At 71.9% G+C, this 16,230-nt stretch carries 11 protein-coding genes; 5 read left to right on the top strand and 6 right to left on the bottom strand.

Annotation, left to right across the window (positions count from 1 at the left end; translation table 11 throughout):
• Positions 1-11: 11 nt before the first annotated feature.
• Positions 12-1,196, bottom strand: a complete 1,185-nt coding sequence (locus ACQPZQ_RS05580; protein WP_433292686.1) for a nitrate/nitrite transporter — start codon at positions 1,194-1,196, stop codon at positions 12-14.
• On the opposite strand from ACQPZQ_RS05580, the gene ACQPZQ_RS05575 reads away from it, so the two are divergent.
• Positions 1,195-1,332 (top strand): hypothetical protein, encoded by a 138-nt coding sequence (locus ACQPZQ_RS05575; protein WP_433292684.1) that lies wholly within the window; start codon positions 1,195-1,197, stop codon positions 1,330-1,332. The genes ACQPZQ_RS05580 and ACQPZQ_RS05575 overlap by 2 nt on opposite strands.
• A 311-nt stretch (positions 1,333-1,643) precedes the next feature.
• Complete coding sequence (locus ACQPZQ_RS05570) at positions 1,644-2,651, top strand: M28 family metallopeptidase (protein WP_433292682.1); 1,008 nt, start codon at positions 1,644-1,646, stop codon at positions 2,649-2,651.
• 10 nt (positions 2,652-2,661) lie between these two features.
• Here ACQPZQ_RS05570 and ACQPZQ_RS05565 read toward each other — a convergent pair whose 3' ends face one another.
• The 4 genes from ACQPZQ_RS05565 to ACQPZQ_RS05550 form a co-directional block, all read right to left on the bottom strand.
• Positions 2,662-3,492, bottom strand: a complete 831-nt coding sequence (locus ACQPZQ_RS05565) for a TIGR02569 family protein (RefSeq protein WP_433292680.1) — start codon at positions 3,490-3,492, stop codon at positions 2,662-2,664.
• A gap of 95 nt (positions 3,493-3,587) precedes the next feature.
• The gene (locus tag ACQPZQ_RS05560) at positions 3,588-6,437 is read right to left on the bottom strand and encodes a hypothetical protein (protein ID WP_433292678.1); all 2,850 of its coding nucleotides are present in this window, start codon (positions 6,435-6,437) and stop codon (positions 3,588-3,590) included.
• Between the two features lie 294 nt (positions 6,438-6,731).
• Positions 6,732-7,904 carry an adenylyltransferase/sulfurtransferase MoeZ gene (gene moeZ / locus ACQPZQ_RS05555; RefSeq protein WP_241038910.1) on the bottom strand — a complete coding sequence of 391 codons (1,173 nt, stop codon included), beginning with the start codon at positions 7,902-7,904 and terminating at the stop codon, positions 6,732-6,734.
• Positions 7,905-7,960: 56 nt separating this feature from the next.
• On the bottom strand, positions 7,961-9,004 hold the full coding sequence (locus ACQPZQ_RS05550) for an alpha/beta fold hydrolase (protein WP_433292676.1): 1,044 nt from the start codon (positions 9,002-9,004) through the stop codon (positions 7,961-7,963).
• 174 nt (positions 9,005-9,178) lie between these two features.
• Between ACQPZQ_RS05550 and ACQPZQ_RS05545 the strand changes: the two genes are divergently transcribed.
• Genes ACQPZQ_RS05545 through ACQPZQ_RS05535 form a run of 3 tightly spaced genes read left to right on the top strand, consistent with a single transcriptional unit; the run spans position 9,179 to position 13,124 of the window.
• Positions 9,179-10,096 (top strand): hypothetical protein, encoded by a 918-nt coding sequence (locus tag ACQPZQ_RS05545; protein WP_433292674.1) that lies wholly within the window; start codon positions 9,179-9,181, stop codon positions 10,094-10,096.
• A 43-nt stretch (positions 10,097-10,139) separates the two neighbouring features.
• A complete protein-coding gene (locus ACQPZQ_RS05540) occupies positions 10,140-12,455 on the top strand; it encodes a heavy metal translocating P-type ATPase (RefSeq protein ID WP_433292672.1) in 2,316 nt (771 codons plus the stop codon).
• 45 nt (positions 12,456-12,500) lie between these two features.
• Positions 12,501-13,124: a TetR/AcrR family transcriptional regulator gene (locus ACQPZQ_RS05535; protein WP_433292670.1), complete on the top strand. Its 624-nt coding sequence runs from the start codon at positions 12,501-12,503 to the stop codon at positions 13,122-13,124.
• Between the two features lie 2,443 nt (positions 13,125-15,567).
• On the opposite strand, the gene ACQPZQ_RS05530 is transcribed toward ACQPZQ_RS05535, so the two are convergent.
• Positions 15,568-16,131, bottom strand: a complete 564-nt coding sequence (locus tag ACQPZQ_RS05530) for an ATP-dependent Clp protease proteolytic subunit (protein WP_433292668.1) — start codon at positions 16,129-16,131, stop codon at positions 15,568-15,570.
• Positions 16,132-16,230 lie beyond the last annotated feature (99 nt).

Genomic DNA, 16,230 nt, shown 5'->3' with positions numbered 1-16,230 from the left:
CGGCAGCAGGCTCATACCCCGGCGTGCGCGAGCGGCGCGCTGGTGGTGGCGGGCGCGGCCGGACGCAGGTAGACGACGTACGTGACCGCCGTGCACACGACGTAGAAGGCGAGGAAGGACCAGAACGCGGGATCGCCGGACTTCGCGGTGAGGAACGACTCGCGGAACGCGAGGTTGATGAACAGCCCGCCCATGGCGCCGATCGCCCCGACGATGCCGATCACCGCGCCGGAGATCCGTCGGGCCCGCAGCAGGGCCGCTTCCTCGTCGGCTCCGGCCGCGATCGCCACGCGCGCCTGTCCGCGGAAGATCGCCGGGATCATCTTGTACGTCGAACCGTTGCCCAGCCCGCTGAACGCGAACAGCAGCACGAAACCGGCGGTGAACAGCCCGAGCGAGTGCATGGCCGAGGCCAGCAGAACCAGGCCGGCCGACACGGCCATCGCGATGAAGTTCCAGAACGTGATCCAGGCGCCCCCGTAGGAGTCGGCGAGCTTCCCGCCCCAGGGACGGATCACCGATCCGAGCAGCGGGCCGATGAACGTCACCGCCGCGGCCTGCAGCGGCGTGCGGCCGAACTGGTTCTGCAGCACCAGCCCGAACGCGAAGCTGAAGCCGATGAACGACCCGAACGTCCCGATGTAGAGCAGCGACATCACCCAGGTCTGGCGCTCCCGGATCGACTCCCGGAAGGCACCGGTGTCGTTGCGCACCGACGTCAGGTTGTCCATGTTCAGCGCGGCGAGCACGGCGGCCACCACGATCAGCGGAATGTAGATGCCCAGCAGGATTCGAGGCGCGCCCGCGCCGGCCGTTGCGATGATCAGCAGGCCGACGAGCTGGATCACCGGTACCCCGATGTTCCCGCCGCCTGCGTTGAGCCCGAGCGCCCACCCTTTCCGGGCGTCGGGAAAGAAAGTGTTGATATTCGTCATCGACGATGCGAAGTTGCCCCCGCCGACGCCGGCGACGGCGGCCGCCAGGAGGAACGTCGAAAATGATGTGCCCGGATGCATGATGATCGCGGCGAAGATCGTGGGAATCAGCAACAGCGCGGCGCTGATGATCGTCCAGTTCCGGCCACCGAAACGCGCGACGGCGAACGAGTAGGGCAGCCGCAACACCGACCCCACCAGCGTCGGCACCCCGACCAGGATGAATTTACCCGCCGCGTCGATGCCGTACTCCGGGCCCATGAACAACACCAGCACCGACCAGATCGACCAGATCGAGAAACCGATGTGCTCGCTGACGATCGAGTACCACAGGTTCCGGTTGGCGATTCTCGATCCAACTCGCTCCCAAAAGGCTGAATTCTCGGGCTCCCAATGATCGATCCACCGCCCAGCAAGCCCGAATCGGGCAGAATGTGCGTCAGGTGACGTCGTCACGCCAGGCCTCCGGGGGGCTCATCGAGGTGGTGTGGACGTCGCCGTCGAGCGGCGTCCGTGAAGGCGTCGCTGCCGTCGCAGCAACGCTAGGAAGAGCGCGTTACCGCCAATCGGTTCCGTGTGACATGAACGCAAAGCAGCGCTCACTGACCCCGGGCGCGGATGTGAGGCACAGTGCGTCTACCGACCGACGACCATGAACGGGCGCAGGTGCGCCCGTCGAAACCGCGGCGCCGCCACGGCAGATGGCGTATGGCCGCAGCCGTCACGGCCGCCACCGGCGCCGTTCTCTCCGGTTGCTCCTCGACCGAGCCGACGGAGATCCAGCTACCGCCGGTCACGAGCCCGTTGCACTCCGAGCTCGTCGCGGGGGTGAGCGGAGCTGGCACCATGCCCCACCTGGAGGCGCTGCAGCGCATCGCCGACAGCAACGGCGGCAACCGGGCCACACCCGGACCGGGCTACGACGCGAGCGTCGACTACGTGGCGGGCGTGCTGCGGGAGGCCGGGTTCGACGTGACCACGCCGACCTTCACGATGCGCCGCCGCGGTCAGGAGTTCACCGTCCGCAACGTGATCGCGCAGACGCGTACGGGCTCGCCCGACCACGTGGTGATGGCCGGAGCACACCTCGACTCCGTCCCGGAGGGCCCGGGGATCAACGACAACGCCACCGGCGTGGCCTCGCTACTGGAGATCGCCACCCGGATGGGTGGATCCCCGCCCATCACCAACGCCGTGCGCTTCGGTTTCTGGGGCGCCGAGGAGATCGACCTGAACGGGTCCACTGCCTATGTGGAGGCGCTCACGCCGGCGGAGCGGGACGCGATCGCGTTGTACATCAACATCGACATGGCGGCCTCGCCGAACGCCGGCTACTTCGTGAACGGCGGAGCCGCAGGTCGCGGTAGCCGCTCGGGCCCGCCCGGTTCTGCCACCGTGGGGCGTGTGCTGATGGAGGAGCTCACCGCCAAGGGCGTCGCGGCGGAGCTCGTCCGCTTCGACCGCGGCTCGGATCACGTCCCGTTCGTCGAGGCGAACATCCCCACCGGCGGCGTCTACGCCGGCGACGGGGAGACCAAGACGCCCGAGCAGGCCGCGGCCTGGGGCGGCGACGCCGATGTGGTCTTCGACGTCTGCTATCACCAGGCCTGCGACCGCATCGACACGATCAACCGCACCGCGCTCGACGACTTCACCGACGCCATGGCGGGCACGATCATCCGGTTCGCCACCTCGCGGGAGGTGCCGGCCCGCTGAGTGCGGGTGATCAGAGCAGGGGCGCGACCAGCCGGGCCACCCGCTCCAGCCCGGCCAGTGTGCGGATGGACGCCTCCGGGTGCTGGGCGTGCAGCGCGAGCCGGTGCAGCAGGCCGCGCAACAGCATCTGCGGCCACTCCGGCTGGTCGGCCCATCTCTGCAGGATGCCGTCGTCGGCACCGCCCCACGCCAGCGCGTCGACCACCACCACGGCGGCGGCCCACGCCTTCGGCCGCCAGGACGGTGTCAGCTCGATCAGCGCGGGTGTGCCGTCTTCGTCGAAGAGCACGGAGCCGAACAGCTCCGGGTGCACCACCTGCGGCTCGCTGCGGATGGGCGAGCGGTAGGGCGCCAGCCCGGTGAAGAGCTCCCCGCCCGTGGCGGGGTCCAGCACGAGCCTGCGCTCGCCGAACGCCGCCGCTGCCGAACGCGTCAGCAGGTCGTCGCGGCCGTCGAGCAGGGCCGGTCGGGGCAGCGATGCCGTGGCCGCGTGCAGCCGGCCGGCCACCTCGAGCACGGCGTCGTGCCGCGGCTCGATGGTGCCCGACACGAACCGGCAGGCGGCCCAGCCCGCAACGACCCACCGCCCGTCCGAGGAGCGGATCGGCCGAGCCAGGCGCAACCGCTCGACCTCGAGCCCGTCGAGCACACGGGCCGACCAGGCGGCCACCGCGTTGTCCGGAACCGGCCTCACGAGGACGTCTCCGCAGTGCCACGCCCGCCGACCTGCCCAGACGACCGGTCGTGGTTCCTCGTTCCCCACTCCGAAGGCGGTGCGCACGTGCTGCGGGAGAATCGTCCCGGCCATCGCGGTCTGCGGAAGGACGGGGACTCCTGTCACGCTCCGCACGCTACCTGCGCCCCGTCCGTCATCGGGGCCGCCACGCGGAGGGGAAACGGACGTCGTGGCAGCGATGTCGCGATCCCGGCCTACCCTCAGTCACGGGAGTCAGAGGACCGCGAACCACCGCCGCTGTCCGACTTCTGGGACGACTTCCCGTTCTCCGACGACTTGCCCGACGAGGACCGCTTGCTCGTGCCGGATCCACCGCGATCGTCGTCGGAGCCGCTGCTGCGCGAGCTACGACTCGACTCGCTGCGCTGCTCCGACCGATCCGACGACTTCCCCTGCGAACCCGACTCCCTGGACTGGGACTTCAGCCGCTGGGACTTGGACTGCGGAGACTTCGACGACTCCTCGTCGTTCCCGCTCCGTCCCGAACTCCCCGACCGGTCGCCGTCGCTGCTGCTGGAGCGAGCCGACTTCTGGGAGCCGCCGGACTCCCCGCTGCTGCGCAAGGCGGACGCGACCATCCCGAGCGCAGCCCGGGCCTTGCGCGCGTCGGAAGACGACCCTCCATCGCGATCGCCACCGCCGTCCGAGCTGCGCGATGCCGACGATCCGCCCCCTGACCTGCTGCGTGAGGACTCGCCATCGCTGCGCTCCTCGCCGGACCGCTTCGTGCTGCCGCGCTCGCCGCCGGAGCTGCTGCCCCCGTCGCGGTCGCTGTCGTCGCGGCGCTCATCTCCCTGGTCGTCGCCGCCGCTCCGGTCACCGACACTGAGCAACCCGCCGGACCGGCCGCTGCTGCTCCGGTCACCGTCGTCGTCACCGCCGCCGCTGCGGCTGCTGCCGCCGAGCAGGCCACCGGACCGGCTGCTGCTCCGTTCCTCTCCCGAGTCACCGCGTTCGTCGTTACCGCGGTCGTCGTAATTGCGGTCGCCGTCGTCGCCGCCGTTGCGTGAGACGACGCCGAGCAGCCCGCCCGAGCGGTTACCGCTCCGCTCGTTGCTGCTGCTCCGGGCGCTGTCGTTCCCGTCCTCGTTGTCGTTCCCGTCCCCGCCGCTATTCCGGTCGCCGAGACCGAGCAGCCCACCGGAGCGGTTGCCGCTGCTCCGGTCGCTGTCGTCGCGATCGCTGCCACTGCGGTCGTCGCTGCCCCGGCTACCGCCGGACCCGGAGCGCCCTTCGTCCGAGCCGCCTCCCCCGGCGCCGTCGACCACCTGGCTGACCCGCCGGATCAGGCCGCTGCCGCGCTCGCCGCCGGCCGAGGACCCACCGTTCCCGCTGTCCTCCCGAGCTTCGCCGGTGCGGCTCCCGCTGCTGCCGCGGCCGCCCCCGGAGTCCGAGTCGCGGGCGTCCTCAGCACGACTTCCGCCCCCGGCCAGTACGCCGCCGACCGAGCCGACCACCTCACCCACCACGCCGGAGCGAGCGCCACTGTCGCCACGAGCCCGATCGCTCTCGGCGCGGTCGGACCCGCTGTCGTCCCCGTCGGCAGCATCCCGCCCGGAATCGGCACGGCCACCATCGTCGGCGCGAGCGCCACCCCCGCCGAGCACACCGCCGACAGAGCCGACCACCTGACCGACAACGCCACCTGCGACCGACCGAGCACCACCGTCCCCGCCACCGGCACGATCGGTGCCGCTGCCGCCGCGGCTGCGCAGCGCGTCCGCGGCAGGTCCCCCGCCACGCGCTTCGCCGCGACCCGGCCTGGCGCTGTCGCGGGGGCCGTCGCCGCCGGTCACCAGATCCACCACCGTGCCGCCGACCTGCGCCAGCGGGCTCGATCCACCAGCGGGTGCCTGCGGGGTCCGATCGCCACCCGCGGACCGGCGGTCCGGGTCGTGGCTGTACTTCACCACGTCGTCGCCAGGACCACGGGGATCGGGCGGGCCGCCGGTGTGCGTGTCCTGCCGTTCCCGCTGCTGCCGCTCCTCACGGGCGAGCACGTCGGGTCTGTCGGGGGCCGCGCTCCGCTTCCGCTCGTCGCGCTCGTCGTCGCGGCGGTCGGTCCGGATGGCCTCGAGAACCAGGTTGCTCACCGCGGCCGTCTCCTGGCCGTCGTCGGGCAACGGCGTGCGCACGGCGCTCTTCACGCCTCGCTCGAGGTTCTCCAGTTCCTCGCGCTTCGCGTCGCGCTGGCGCAGGCGCAGGTCGCGCTGCTCGTCGAGCGCTGCAAGCACCAGCGCCTGCTCGGGCGAGCGCCGTGGCTCGGCCGGGGCGTCCTGCAAGGCCTTCTCGACGGCTTCGAGGTGCTGCTCGGTGACCTCCAGGTCGCCTTTCGTGCGGTCGAGCGAGCGGTAGGTGTCGATCTGGGACTGGAGCGTGGCCTTGCGGCGCTCGAGCAGCGCCTTGCGGTCCCGCAGCGCCTGCACGGGGGCGGGGGCCGCGGTCGCCTGGACCTCCTGCGGCAGCCGGCTCCAGGCCTCCTCGGTCTCGGCGATGGTGTCGAGCTGCCGGTTCACCGAGGTCAGGGTGACCTGGGCGCGAGCCGCCCACTCGGCCTCCGACTCCGGTCCGGGTACCGGCAGCGCGGACGTCGGAAGGGAGCCGACCGGCTCCGATGCCGTGACGGCGTAGCCGCCGGCCAGGAGCCCGGCAACCCCCAGCACCGCCACGGCCCGCCGCCTGCGCGTCGGCGATCCGGCCGGTCCGGCGCCACGGCCCCTCCCGGCCAGCACCCGCGTGATGCCACTGCGCAGTCGCGTGCTGTGCGTGGGGTCGGCGGCCGCGGGGACCGCCTCGACGTGGACGGTGCGCGGGGGCGCGTCAGCGCGCGGCTGCTCGTCGGCGGGTTCGATGAGCCACGGCAATGTCTCCGCCAGACGCGAACTCTGCTCGGACCGTAGCGACGCAGCCCGCCTGGCCTGCCGAGCAGCGGAGCGGTGCGCCGCCGAGCAGTAACGCCGGGCAGGACGCCCCGGAATGTCCTCGATCGCGATGTCGCACCCGGGCAGGGCGCAGAGTCTCGCGTTGTCGTCCACCAGTGCGACCCCCATCGCTGGATCGACGGACGGCGCACCTCAGCCCGGCGCCGCTCCGTCAGGCCACCGTTGGCGCACGCTCGCGCACCCCACGCCGCGGCACCGCAGGATCCGCCTTGATCATTTCAAGATCGGCACGGTACCTGGGGAGTCGATCTTTTGTCACTGCTCCATCCGGCGCTCAGCGCCAGCAAGTAGTCACTCTCCGTAGCTCATGGCTCAGCAGTCACAGAGCCGGCCCGAAACGACTGCGGCACCCGGGGCATTGCCCCGGGTGCCGCAGTCACGATCTGTGGACGAAGAGCCCGATCAGTACGTCGGGAGTGAGGGGTCGACCTGCTTGATCCACGCCAGCACGCCGCCGCCGACGTGCACGGCGTCCTTGAAGCCCGCCTTGTGCAGCGCGGCCAGCGACTCGGCGGAACGGGCACCCGACTTGCAGTGCAGTACCACCGGCTTGTCCTGCGGGATCTCCGACAGGGCCTCCCCCGACAGGATCCGGTCCTTCGGGATGAGCTTGGCGCCCGGGATGCTGACGATCTCGTACTCGTTCTGCTCGCGGACGTCGATCAGCGCGAAGTCCTTGCCCGCGTCGATCATCTCCTTGAGCTCGAGAGCCGTGATCGTGCTGCCCGCCGCGGCCGACTGCGCGTCGTCGGACACCACGCCGCAGAACGCGTCGTAGTCGATGAGCTCGGTGATCTTCGGAGAGTTCGGGTCCTTGCGGATCTTGATGGTGCGGTAGCTCATCTCGAGGGCGTCGTACACCATCAGGCGCCCGAGCAGGGGCTCGCCGATGCCGGTGATCAGTTTGATGGCCTCGTTGACCATGATCGAGCCGATCGACGCGCACAGCACGCCCAGCACACCGCCCTCGGCGCACGAGGGCACCATTCCGGGCGGCGGGGGCTCGGGGTAGAGGTCACGGTAGTTCAGGCCCTTGCCGTTCGGGGCGTCGTCCCAGAACACCGAGGCCTGGCCCTCGAAGCGGAAGATCGAGCCCCACACGTACGGCTTGCCGAGCAGCACCGCGGCGTCGTTGACCAGGTACCGGGTGGCGAAGTTGTCGGTGCCGTCGAGGATGAGGTCGTAGTCGCGGAAGATGTCGAGCACGTTCGACGAGTCGAGCCGCGTCTCGTGCAGCCGCACCTCGACGAACGGGTTGATCTCCTTGATGGAGTCGCGCGCCGACTCGGCCTTCGAGCGGCCGACGTCGGACTGGCCGTGGATGACCTGGCGCTGCAGGTTCGACTCGTCGACCACGTCGAACTCGACGATGCCGAGCGTGCCCACACCCGCCGCGGCCAGGTACAACAGCGCGGGGCTACCGAGCCCACCGGCCCCGACCACCAGGACCTTCGCGTTCTTCAGCCGCTTCTGACCGGCCATCCCGACATCCGGGATGATGAGGTGGCGGCTGTAGCGCTCCACCTCCTCCTTGGTCAGCTCGGCGGCCGGCTCAACGAGCGGCGGAAGCGCCATGGTTCGAACTCCTCGGTTCGTCGTGCGTGATCGGTGATTCCCGTCTTGTGACAACGTCACGACCGGGTGCTGTCTTCCCGGTGTCCAGCCTGCCACCGACCGGCCTCCACCGCGTCCCACATGCCCGCAACGGCCTGGGCAACGGCGGCCGGGGCCTCGATCTGCGCGACGTGGCCGACGCCGGGGAGCAGCAGCAACCGCGCTCCCCGCATGACGGACACCGTGCGCCGGGCGAGCCGGGGCGCCATGAGCTTGTCCCGGTCCCCCCACACCACGAGCGTCGGAGCCTGCACCCGGGCGGCCCTCGCCCACAGCGACTCGCCGTACAGCCAGCTCGCCACCATCGCCTTACCAGTGAGCTCCGTGGCCTCCTGCGCCCATTCCAGGCGGGCACGCGCCTCGAACTCTTCGGCCGCCTCGGCGAGCCGGTGCTCCGACGCCGCGTTCGGGTCGCCGAAGCACAACCGGACCATCTGCTCGGCACGGTCACGGGCGTTCGGCACCGTCATTCCCGCCCTGGCCCATCTGCCGATCCCGGGCAGCAGCGCAAGCAGCATCCGGGGGTCCGAGACCCGCCGCGGGTCGGGCCTGCGGTCCGGCATCGCCGGAGAGATCAGGGTGAGCGTGCGGACGAGCTCCGGGCGCCGTGCCGCCACGGTGAGCGCGATGGCGCCGCCGAAGGAGTTGCCGAGCAGATGGACCGGACGGCCGCGCCCGGCCAGGAAGCACAGCAGCGCGTCGGCATGCCCTGCCGGGCTGTAGTCGCGCGAGGCGAGCGGGCGGGACAGCCCGAATCCGGGCAGGTCAATGGCGGTGCCCGCGGCCCGGGTGCGCAGGAGGCCCGCGACATCCGTCCAGTTGGTGGCCGAACCGGAGAGCCCGTGGACATACACGGCGTCGACGTCGTCCGGGCCCGGTGTCTCGCGCACGTGCAGCGTCACGCCGCCGGATGTGACTTCGCGGCCCGGCCACGGCCCTCGGCGCGGATCCCGCGCGGGCATCGTGGCGGGGTCGGCCAGCGGGAGTCCGTCCGGGACCACCCGGGCGGGGGTCGCCCGGGTAACGAGCGGGCGAACAAGTGCGTACACGGCGGAGGACACGAGTCGAGCAATACCTGACGGGCCCCGCCGTGGCCACCCCAGATCAGGGCGGCTCTACCGGTGGAGGGGGCAGAACAGCCCGAGTGCCATACCCCCCGCTGGTATTTTCGGATCAATGGCGCTACCCAATCGGCCCCCAGCCGTTGTACGGACGTGAGCGAGGGGAGGCGGCGGATGAACGCAGCGTTGCGACTGTCGGGTTACACGGCAGTGCTGGCGCTGGTCTTCGCAGCGGCATGGGGCGTCGGTGCGGCCGTTGGCGCGCCCGCCACCGCGCCCCCGGCTGCGGCTCCCGTGGCATCTGCCGTTCCCCACGCCGGCATGGGAGCCGGCACCGCCGGCGGACACGCCCACTCGCGCGGCGCCGATGAGGTCGACTCCGCAGGCCTCGTGGCGACGGCGGCCGGCTACACGTTCGTCCCCAAGCTCACGACCTATCGGCCCGGGGTGCCCTCGGAGCTCGCCTTCACGATCACCGGTTCGGACCGCAGGCCTGTCACCAGGTTCGACGACGAGCACGAGAAGCAGATGCACCTCATCCTCGTGCGCCGCGACAGCGCCTGGTTCCAGCACCTGCACCCCACGCTCGGCCCCGACGGGGTCTGGCGCGTGCCGCTCATACTCCCCGTGCCCGGGATCTACCGCATGTACGCCGACTTCGCCCCCACCGGCGGACCCCCGCTCGTGCTCGGCACCGACCTGTTCGCGCCGGGCGACTTCGACCCGATCGCGTTCCCCCCGTCCCGGGTGGCGCAGGTGGGCGGCTACCAGGTGCGTCTCGACGGCGAGCTCGTCCCCGGCAGCCCCTCGCAGATCTTCGCCACGGTCAGCCGGGACGGTGCCGCCGTCACCGACCTCGAGCCCTACCTGGGCGCCTTCGGCCACCTCGTCGCCCTGCGCCAGAGCGACCTCACGTACCTGCACGTCCATCCCGACGCCGCCACCCCGGCTCCCACCGACCGCTCCGGACCGGGCATCGCCTTCACCACCGAGGTGCCCTCGGCCGGCACCTACCGGCTCTACCTCGACTTCCGGCACGCAGGCATCGTCCGCACCGCGGAGTTCACCGTCACGACGAGGGAGGTGCCGTGAGCGAGCTCTCGAGACAGCCCCGCCGGCGCGGCGAGGAACTGCGATGAGTGCCACCGCGGAGGACGCGGCCACCGTCGCAGCTCCTGCGGAGATCCGCCGGATCGAGCTGAGCATCGGGGGCATGACCTGCGTGTCCTGCGCCAGCCGGGTCGAGCGCAAGCTCAACAAGCTCGACGGTGTCACGGCCTGGGTCAACTACGCCACGGAGAAGGCGCGCGTCGACTACCCGGCCGAACTGGAGACTGCGCAGCTGGTGGCGCAGGTGGAGGCGGCCGGCTACACCGCGCGGATTCCCTCCCCGTCGTCCGAGCCCGGGGCACCGCCGGCGGAGGGCACCGACCCGGCGCGAGCACTGCGCCGGCGGCTGGTGCTGTCCACGGCCCTCGCCGTACCCGTGATCGCGCTCGCGATGGTGCCGGCGCTGCAGTTCACCTACTGGCAGTGGATCTCGCTGACGCTCGCCGCGCCCGTCGTGGCCTGGGGTGCGTGGCCCTTCCACCGTGCGGCCTTGGCCAACCTGCGCCACGGCGCCGCCACGATGGACACGCTCGTGTCGATGGGCACGCTCGCCGCGCTGGGCTGGTCCGTGTACGCGTTGCTGCTCGGCACGGCGGGCGTCCCGGGTATGACCCACCCGTTCACCCTCACCGTCGCGCCCGGGGGCGGGGCCGGCGCGATCTACCTCGAAGTCGCGGCGGGGGTCACGACCTTCATCCTCGCCGGGCGCTACATCGAGGCCCGCTCCAAGCGCCGGGCGGGGGCGGCCTTGCGGGCGCTGCTCGACCTGGGCGCGAAGGACGTCGCCGTGCTCCGGGCCGGGTCCGAGGTTCGAGTCCCGATCGACCTGCTCGCCGTCGGCGATCGCTTCGTCGTGCGGCCGGGCGAGACGATCGCCACGGACGGCGCGGTGGAGGACGGTAGCTCCGCCGTCGACGCCTCGATGGTCACCGGGGAGTCCGTGCCGGTCGAGGTGCGGCCCGGCGACACCGTGGTCGGCGGCTGCGTCAACGCCGGGGGCCGGCTCGTCGTGCGGGCCACGCGCGTGGGCGCCGACACCCAGCTGGCGAGAATGGCCCGGCTCGTCGAGGACGCGCAGAACGGCAAGGCGGAGATGCAGCGCCTCGCCGACCGTGTCTCCGGGTACTTCGTTCCGGTCGTGATCGCCGTCGCTGCGGGGACGCTGGGGTTCTGGCTGGGCACGGGCGGCGGCGCAGCAGCCGCATTCACCGCGGCGGTCGCCGTGCTGATCATCGCCTGCCCCTGCGCGTTGGGGTTGGCCACGCCAACGGCGCTGCTGGTCGGCACCGGACGCGGCGCGCAGCTCGGCATCCTGATCAAAGGCCCCGAGGTGCTGGAGTCGACCCGCCGCGTCGACACCGTGCTGCTGGACAAGACCGGAACGGTCACCACCGGCGTCATGGAGATGCGCGCGGTACGCACCACGGACGGCGTGGACGCCGACACCGCACTGCGTCTCGCCGGGGCCGTCGAGGCCGCTTCCGAGCATCCGATCGGCCGGGCGATCGCCGCGGCCGCCGAGGCCGCCACCGGGCCGCTCCCCGGGGTCGCCGAGTTCGACAGCCTTCCCGGGCTCGGCGTCCGCGGCGTGGTCGCCGAACTCGTCACCAACGACACCGCGGAGGAGGTGGTGGCGCACGCGGTGCTCGTCGGCAGGCCGTCGCTGCTCGCGGAGCACGACATCGCGCTGCCCGCCGACCTCGTGACAGCTCAGGGGAAGGCCGAGGGCGAGGGCCACACGGCCGTCGCGGTGGCCTGGGACGGCGTCGCGCGAGCACTCATCCTCGTCGGCGACACAGTCCGGCCCACCAGCGCGGACGCGGTGCGCGGGCTGCAGGCGCTGGGGCTCACGGTGATGGTGGTCAGCGGCGACAACACGGCCGTGGCCCGGGCCGTAGCAGCCGATGTGGGCATCGAGGCCGACGCGGTGATCGCCGAGGTGGCGCCGGAGGACAAGACCGCGGTAGTGCAACGGCTGCGAGGCGAGGGCAAGGTGGTCGCCATGGTCGGCGACGGCGTCAACGATGCGGCCGCGCTCGCCGCCGCCGACCTCGGACTCGCCATGGGCACGGGCACCGACGTGGCGATCGAGGCGAGCGACCTCACCCTTGTGCGCGGCGACCTGTTGGCCGCCGTCGACGCGATCCGGCTGTCCCGGAGCACGCTCGCGGTGATCAAGGGCAACCTCTTCTGGGCGCTCGCTTACAACGTCGCAGCGCTGCCGCTGGCTGCGGCCGGATTGCTCAATCCGATGATCGCGGGTGCCACGATGGCACTCAGCTCGGTCTTCGTGGTGACCAACAGCCTGCGGTTGCGTAGTTTTCGGCCTACCCACCGGTAGGGTGTGCACTCCGCCCAGCAGGGTGGACGAACGGAGGGGATCCGCATGTCCGAGACGTCGGCGCCGGTGCAGCGCGGTAGCCGGTTGTCCCGCACAGCCCGGCGGGCCCAGCTGCTGGTGGCCGCCCGTGACGTGTTCGCCGCCCACGGCTACCACGCGGCCGCGATGGACGACATCGCCGAGCGGGCCGGCGTCAGCAAGCCCGTGCTCTACCAGCACTTCCCCGGCAAACTCGAGCTCTACCGCGCGCTGCTCACCACGTACGCCGACGAGTTGGTCGGCCGCGTGCAGCAGGCCATCGGGGGCACCACCGACAACCAGGAGCGCGTCGACGCCGCGGTCGCGGCGTACTTCGACTTCGTGGCGGGCGAGGGCCAGGCCTACCGTCTGATCTTCGAGTCCGACCTGCGCGGCGAGCCGGAGGCCGCGGCGGTGGTGGAGACCGCCCTCACCCGCTGCATCGACATCGTGGCCGAAGCCGTCACCACCGACGCCGGCCTCGACACACCCCGCGCCCGCATGCTGGCCGTGGGCCTCGTCGGGCTCAGCCAAGTGGCAGCGCAGTACTGGCTCGACTCCGACCAGGCGGTGCCCCGCGACGAGGCCGTCGCGCTGATGTCCAGCCTGGCTTGGCGCGGCCTCGCCGGCTTCCCGCTGGTACAGAGCTGACCAGGAGCGGTGCCCGCCCCGCACGTCCTCCGTAGGCCCGCGATCGACGTTTCGGGCCCGGCAGCGGCATATGACGCCGTCCTCGACCCCGAAACGATGATCACCCACCGAGGCCGCACCACCAGCCAGCCCCAGAGACCGGAGCACCGGTGATCAACGTCTCGGGCCGGCGGCGGGGCGGGCGCGGTCCTCGGTTCCGAACCGGTGATCACAGGCGCGTGGCCGGCCTCTGACAGGTGGCGCCGGCCCCTGATCACTCCTGGGGGCCTGGCAGCGGCACGGGGCGGGGTTCGCCGGCGCCAATCCCGGTGGCCCATGGTTGGCTGCCCGGGCGCGCGAGCGCCCCCATGATCGACACTTCGGGCCCGGCAGCGGCACATAGTGCCGTCCTCGACCCCAAAGCGGTGATCACCCGCCGAAGCCGCGCCGCCCGCCAGCCCCGGGGACCTCAAGACCCCGCGACCCGTGATCAACGACTCGGGCCTGGCAGCGGCACGGGGCGGGGTTCGCCGGCGCCAGTCGGCATCCATCCCGGTGGCCCATGGTTGGCTGCCCGGGCGCGCGAGCGCCCCCATGATCGACACTTCGGGCCCGGCAGCGGCACATAGTGCCGTCCGCGACCCCAAAGCGGTGATCACCCGCCGAAGCCGCGCCGCCCGCCAGCCCCGGGGACCTGGAGACCCCGCGACCCGTGATCAACGACTCGGGCCCGGCAGCGGCACGGGACGAGGTTCGCCGTGCCGAACCGGCGATCACCCCGCGGGTGGCCCGTTGGTCGGCGGTCGGGAGGCGGCCCTGTCCCACGATCAGGGTCCGGGGCCCGGCAGTGGCGCCCGGGCACGGTTTCGCGGTCTCGAACCGGCGACGTCGGGAGCCCTGTGGTTGGCCGCCCCGAGAGCCCTCGAGTGCTCATGATCATCACTTCGGGCCCGGCAGCAGCGCATGCTGCCGTCCGCGACCCCAAAGCGATGATCACCCACCGAGGCCGGGCCACCCGCCAACCCAGGCGACCTGTACCGCCCATGATCAACGACTCGGGCCTGGCAGCAGCGCACCGCGCGGTCCTCGGCACCCAAACGATGATCACGGAGCCGAGTACCCGACCAGCCCTCGGACAGGTAGCGCCTGCCCATGATCACCGGTTGGTCGGGCGGTGGCTCAGGCCCGGGTCGCGGTCCCGAACCGGCGACGATCCCAATGGCCGCGGGTTGGCCGCCCCGATGGCCGTCAGAAGGCCATGATCGACACTTCGGACCTGGCAACGGCACATGGTGCCGTCCTCGACCCCAAAGCGATGATCACCCCGCCGGAGCCGCGCCGCCCGCCAGCCCCGGCGACCTGCGCCGCCCATGATCAACGACTCGGACCCGGCAGCAGTGCACCGCGCGGTCCTCGGCACCACAATGATGATCATGGAGCCGTGCGTCTGGCCAGCTTCGGAGGGGCGGAGCCAACCCAAGATCACTGCCCCGGGCTCCGCAGGGACACAGGGCTGGGGTTCGCGAGGCCGCACAGTCGGCCGCCCCGGGGGCGCTCGCCGGCCCATGATCGACACTTCGAGCCCGGGAGCAGCGCATGCTGCCGTTCTCGACCCCAAAGCGATGATCACCCGCCGAAGCCGCCCCGCCGCCAGCACCGGGGACCTGGAGACCTCGGGACCCGTGATCAACGACTCGGGCCCGGCAGCGGCACGGAGCGGGCTTCGCGGGTGCCGCACCGGCCACCATCCTGGTGGCCCACAGTCGGCCGCCCCGGGGCGCTCGCCTGCCCATGATCGACACTTCGGGCCCGGGAGCAGCGCATGCTGCCGTTCTCGACCCCAAAGCGATGATCACCCACCGAGGCCGCACCACCCGCCAGCCCCGGGGACCTGGAGACCTCGGGACCCGTGACCAACGACTCGGGCCCGGCCGCGGCACGGAGCGGGCTTCGCGGGTGCCGCACCGACGGTCACCCACGGGGTGGCGCACGTGGCGGGCAGGGCGGCTCGTCCATGATCAGTGCCCAGGGCTCAACCGCGGCACGACATGCGGTTGACGGTCCCGAACCGGCAACCATCCCGGTGGCCCCGCGGGCGGCCGCCCCGGGGCGCTCGCGTGCCCATGATCGACACTTCGGGCCCGGCAGCAGCGCATGCTGCCGTTCGCGGTACCGAAGCGATGATCAACCTCGGCGACCTCGCCCTCCGGCGCCCCGCACCACGAAACCCCGAGTTCCCCACTTCCGCGTGGGAGTCGGCCCCCGGCCACGCGAGTCGCCCGTTCCCCGTGCGGAAGTCGCCCCCGGCCACGCGAGTCGCCCGTTCCCCGTGCGGAAGTCGCCCCCGGCCACGCGAGTCGCCCGTTCCCCGTGCGGAAGTCGCCCCCGGCCACGCGAGTCGCCCGCCTCTCGCGCCCGAGTCGCCCCAGAGCCCGCGAGTCTCCCGCCCCGTACCCTCGCCGGCTCAGTGCCGGGCGATCACGCGGTCGATGAGGCCGTAGTCGGCTGCCTCCCGCGCGGTGAACCATCGGTCGCGGTCGAAGTCCGCCTCGACCCGCTCGAGGGGCTGGCCGCTATGGCGGGCGGTGAGTTCGGCGATCCGGCGCTTGAGGACGGTCAGCATCCCGGCCCGGATCACGATGTCGGACTCGGTGCCGCCCGCGCCGCCCGACGGCTGGTGCATCATCACGTCGGCGTGCGGAAGGGCGAGCCGCTTGCCGGGGGCGCCCGCGGTGAGCAGGAACTGTCCCATCGAGGCTGCCATGCCTGTGGCCACAGTGGACACATCGGGCTCGATGGCGTGCATCGTGTCGTAGACCGCCAGGCCCGCGAAGACCGAGCCTCCTGGCGAGTTGATGTAGAGCGTGATGTCCTCGGTCGGGTCCTCGGCGGCGAGCAGGAGGAGTTGCGCGACGACCTTCGTGGCGACCGCGTCGTCGATCTCGCCGCGGAGCAGCACGATCCGTTCCTGTAGAAGCCGGTCGTACACCGAGTCGTCGAGGGTGAGTGCTCCGTTCGAAGTGGTCATGGCGGCGGACGCTAACGGCGGTGGTGGGTCCCTCGGTCGTTTCTTCACGGCGGGCGAAAACCTTCGCCCACAGCGAACACGCAGGTGAGCGGGGTGCGG

Source organism: Pseudonocardia sp. CA-142604, assembly GCF_050948475.1.
Lineage (GTDB): Bacteria > Actinomycetota > Actinomycetes > Mycobacteriales > Pseudonocardiaceae > Pseudonocardia > Pseudonocardia alaniniphila.
The sequence above is the reverse complement of the archived record's forward strand: the minus strand, read 5'-3'. Positions and strand labels throughout refer to the sequence as shown.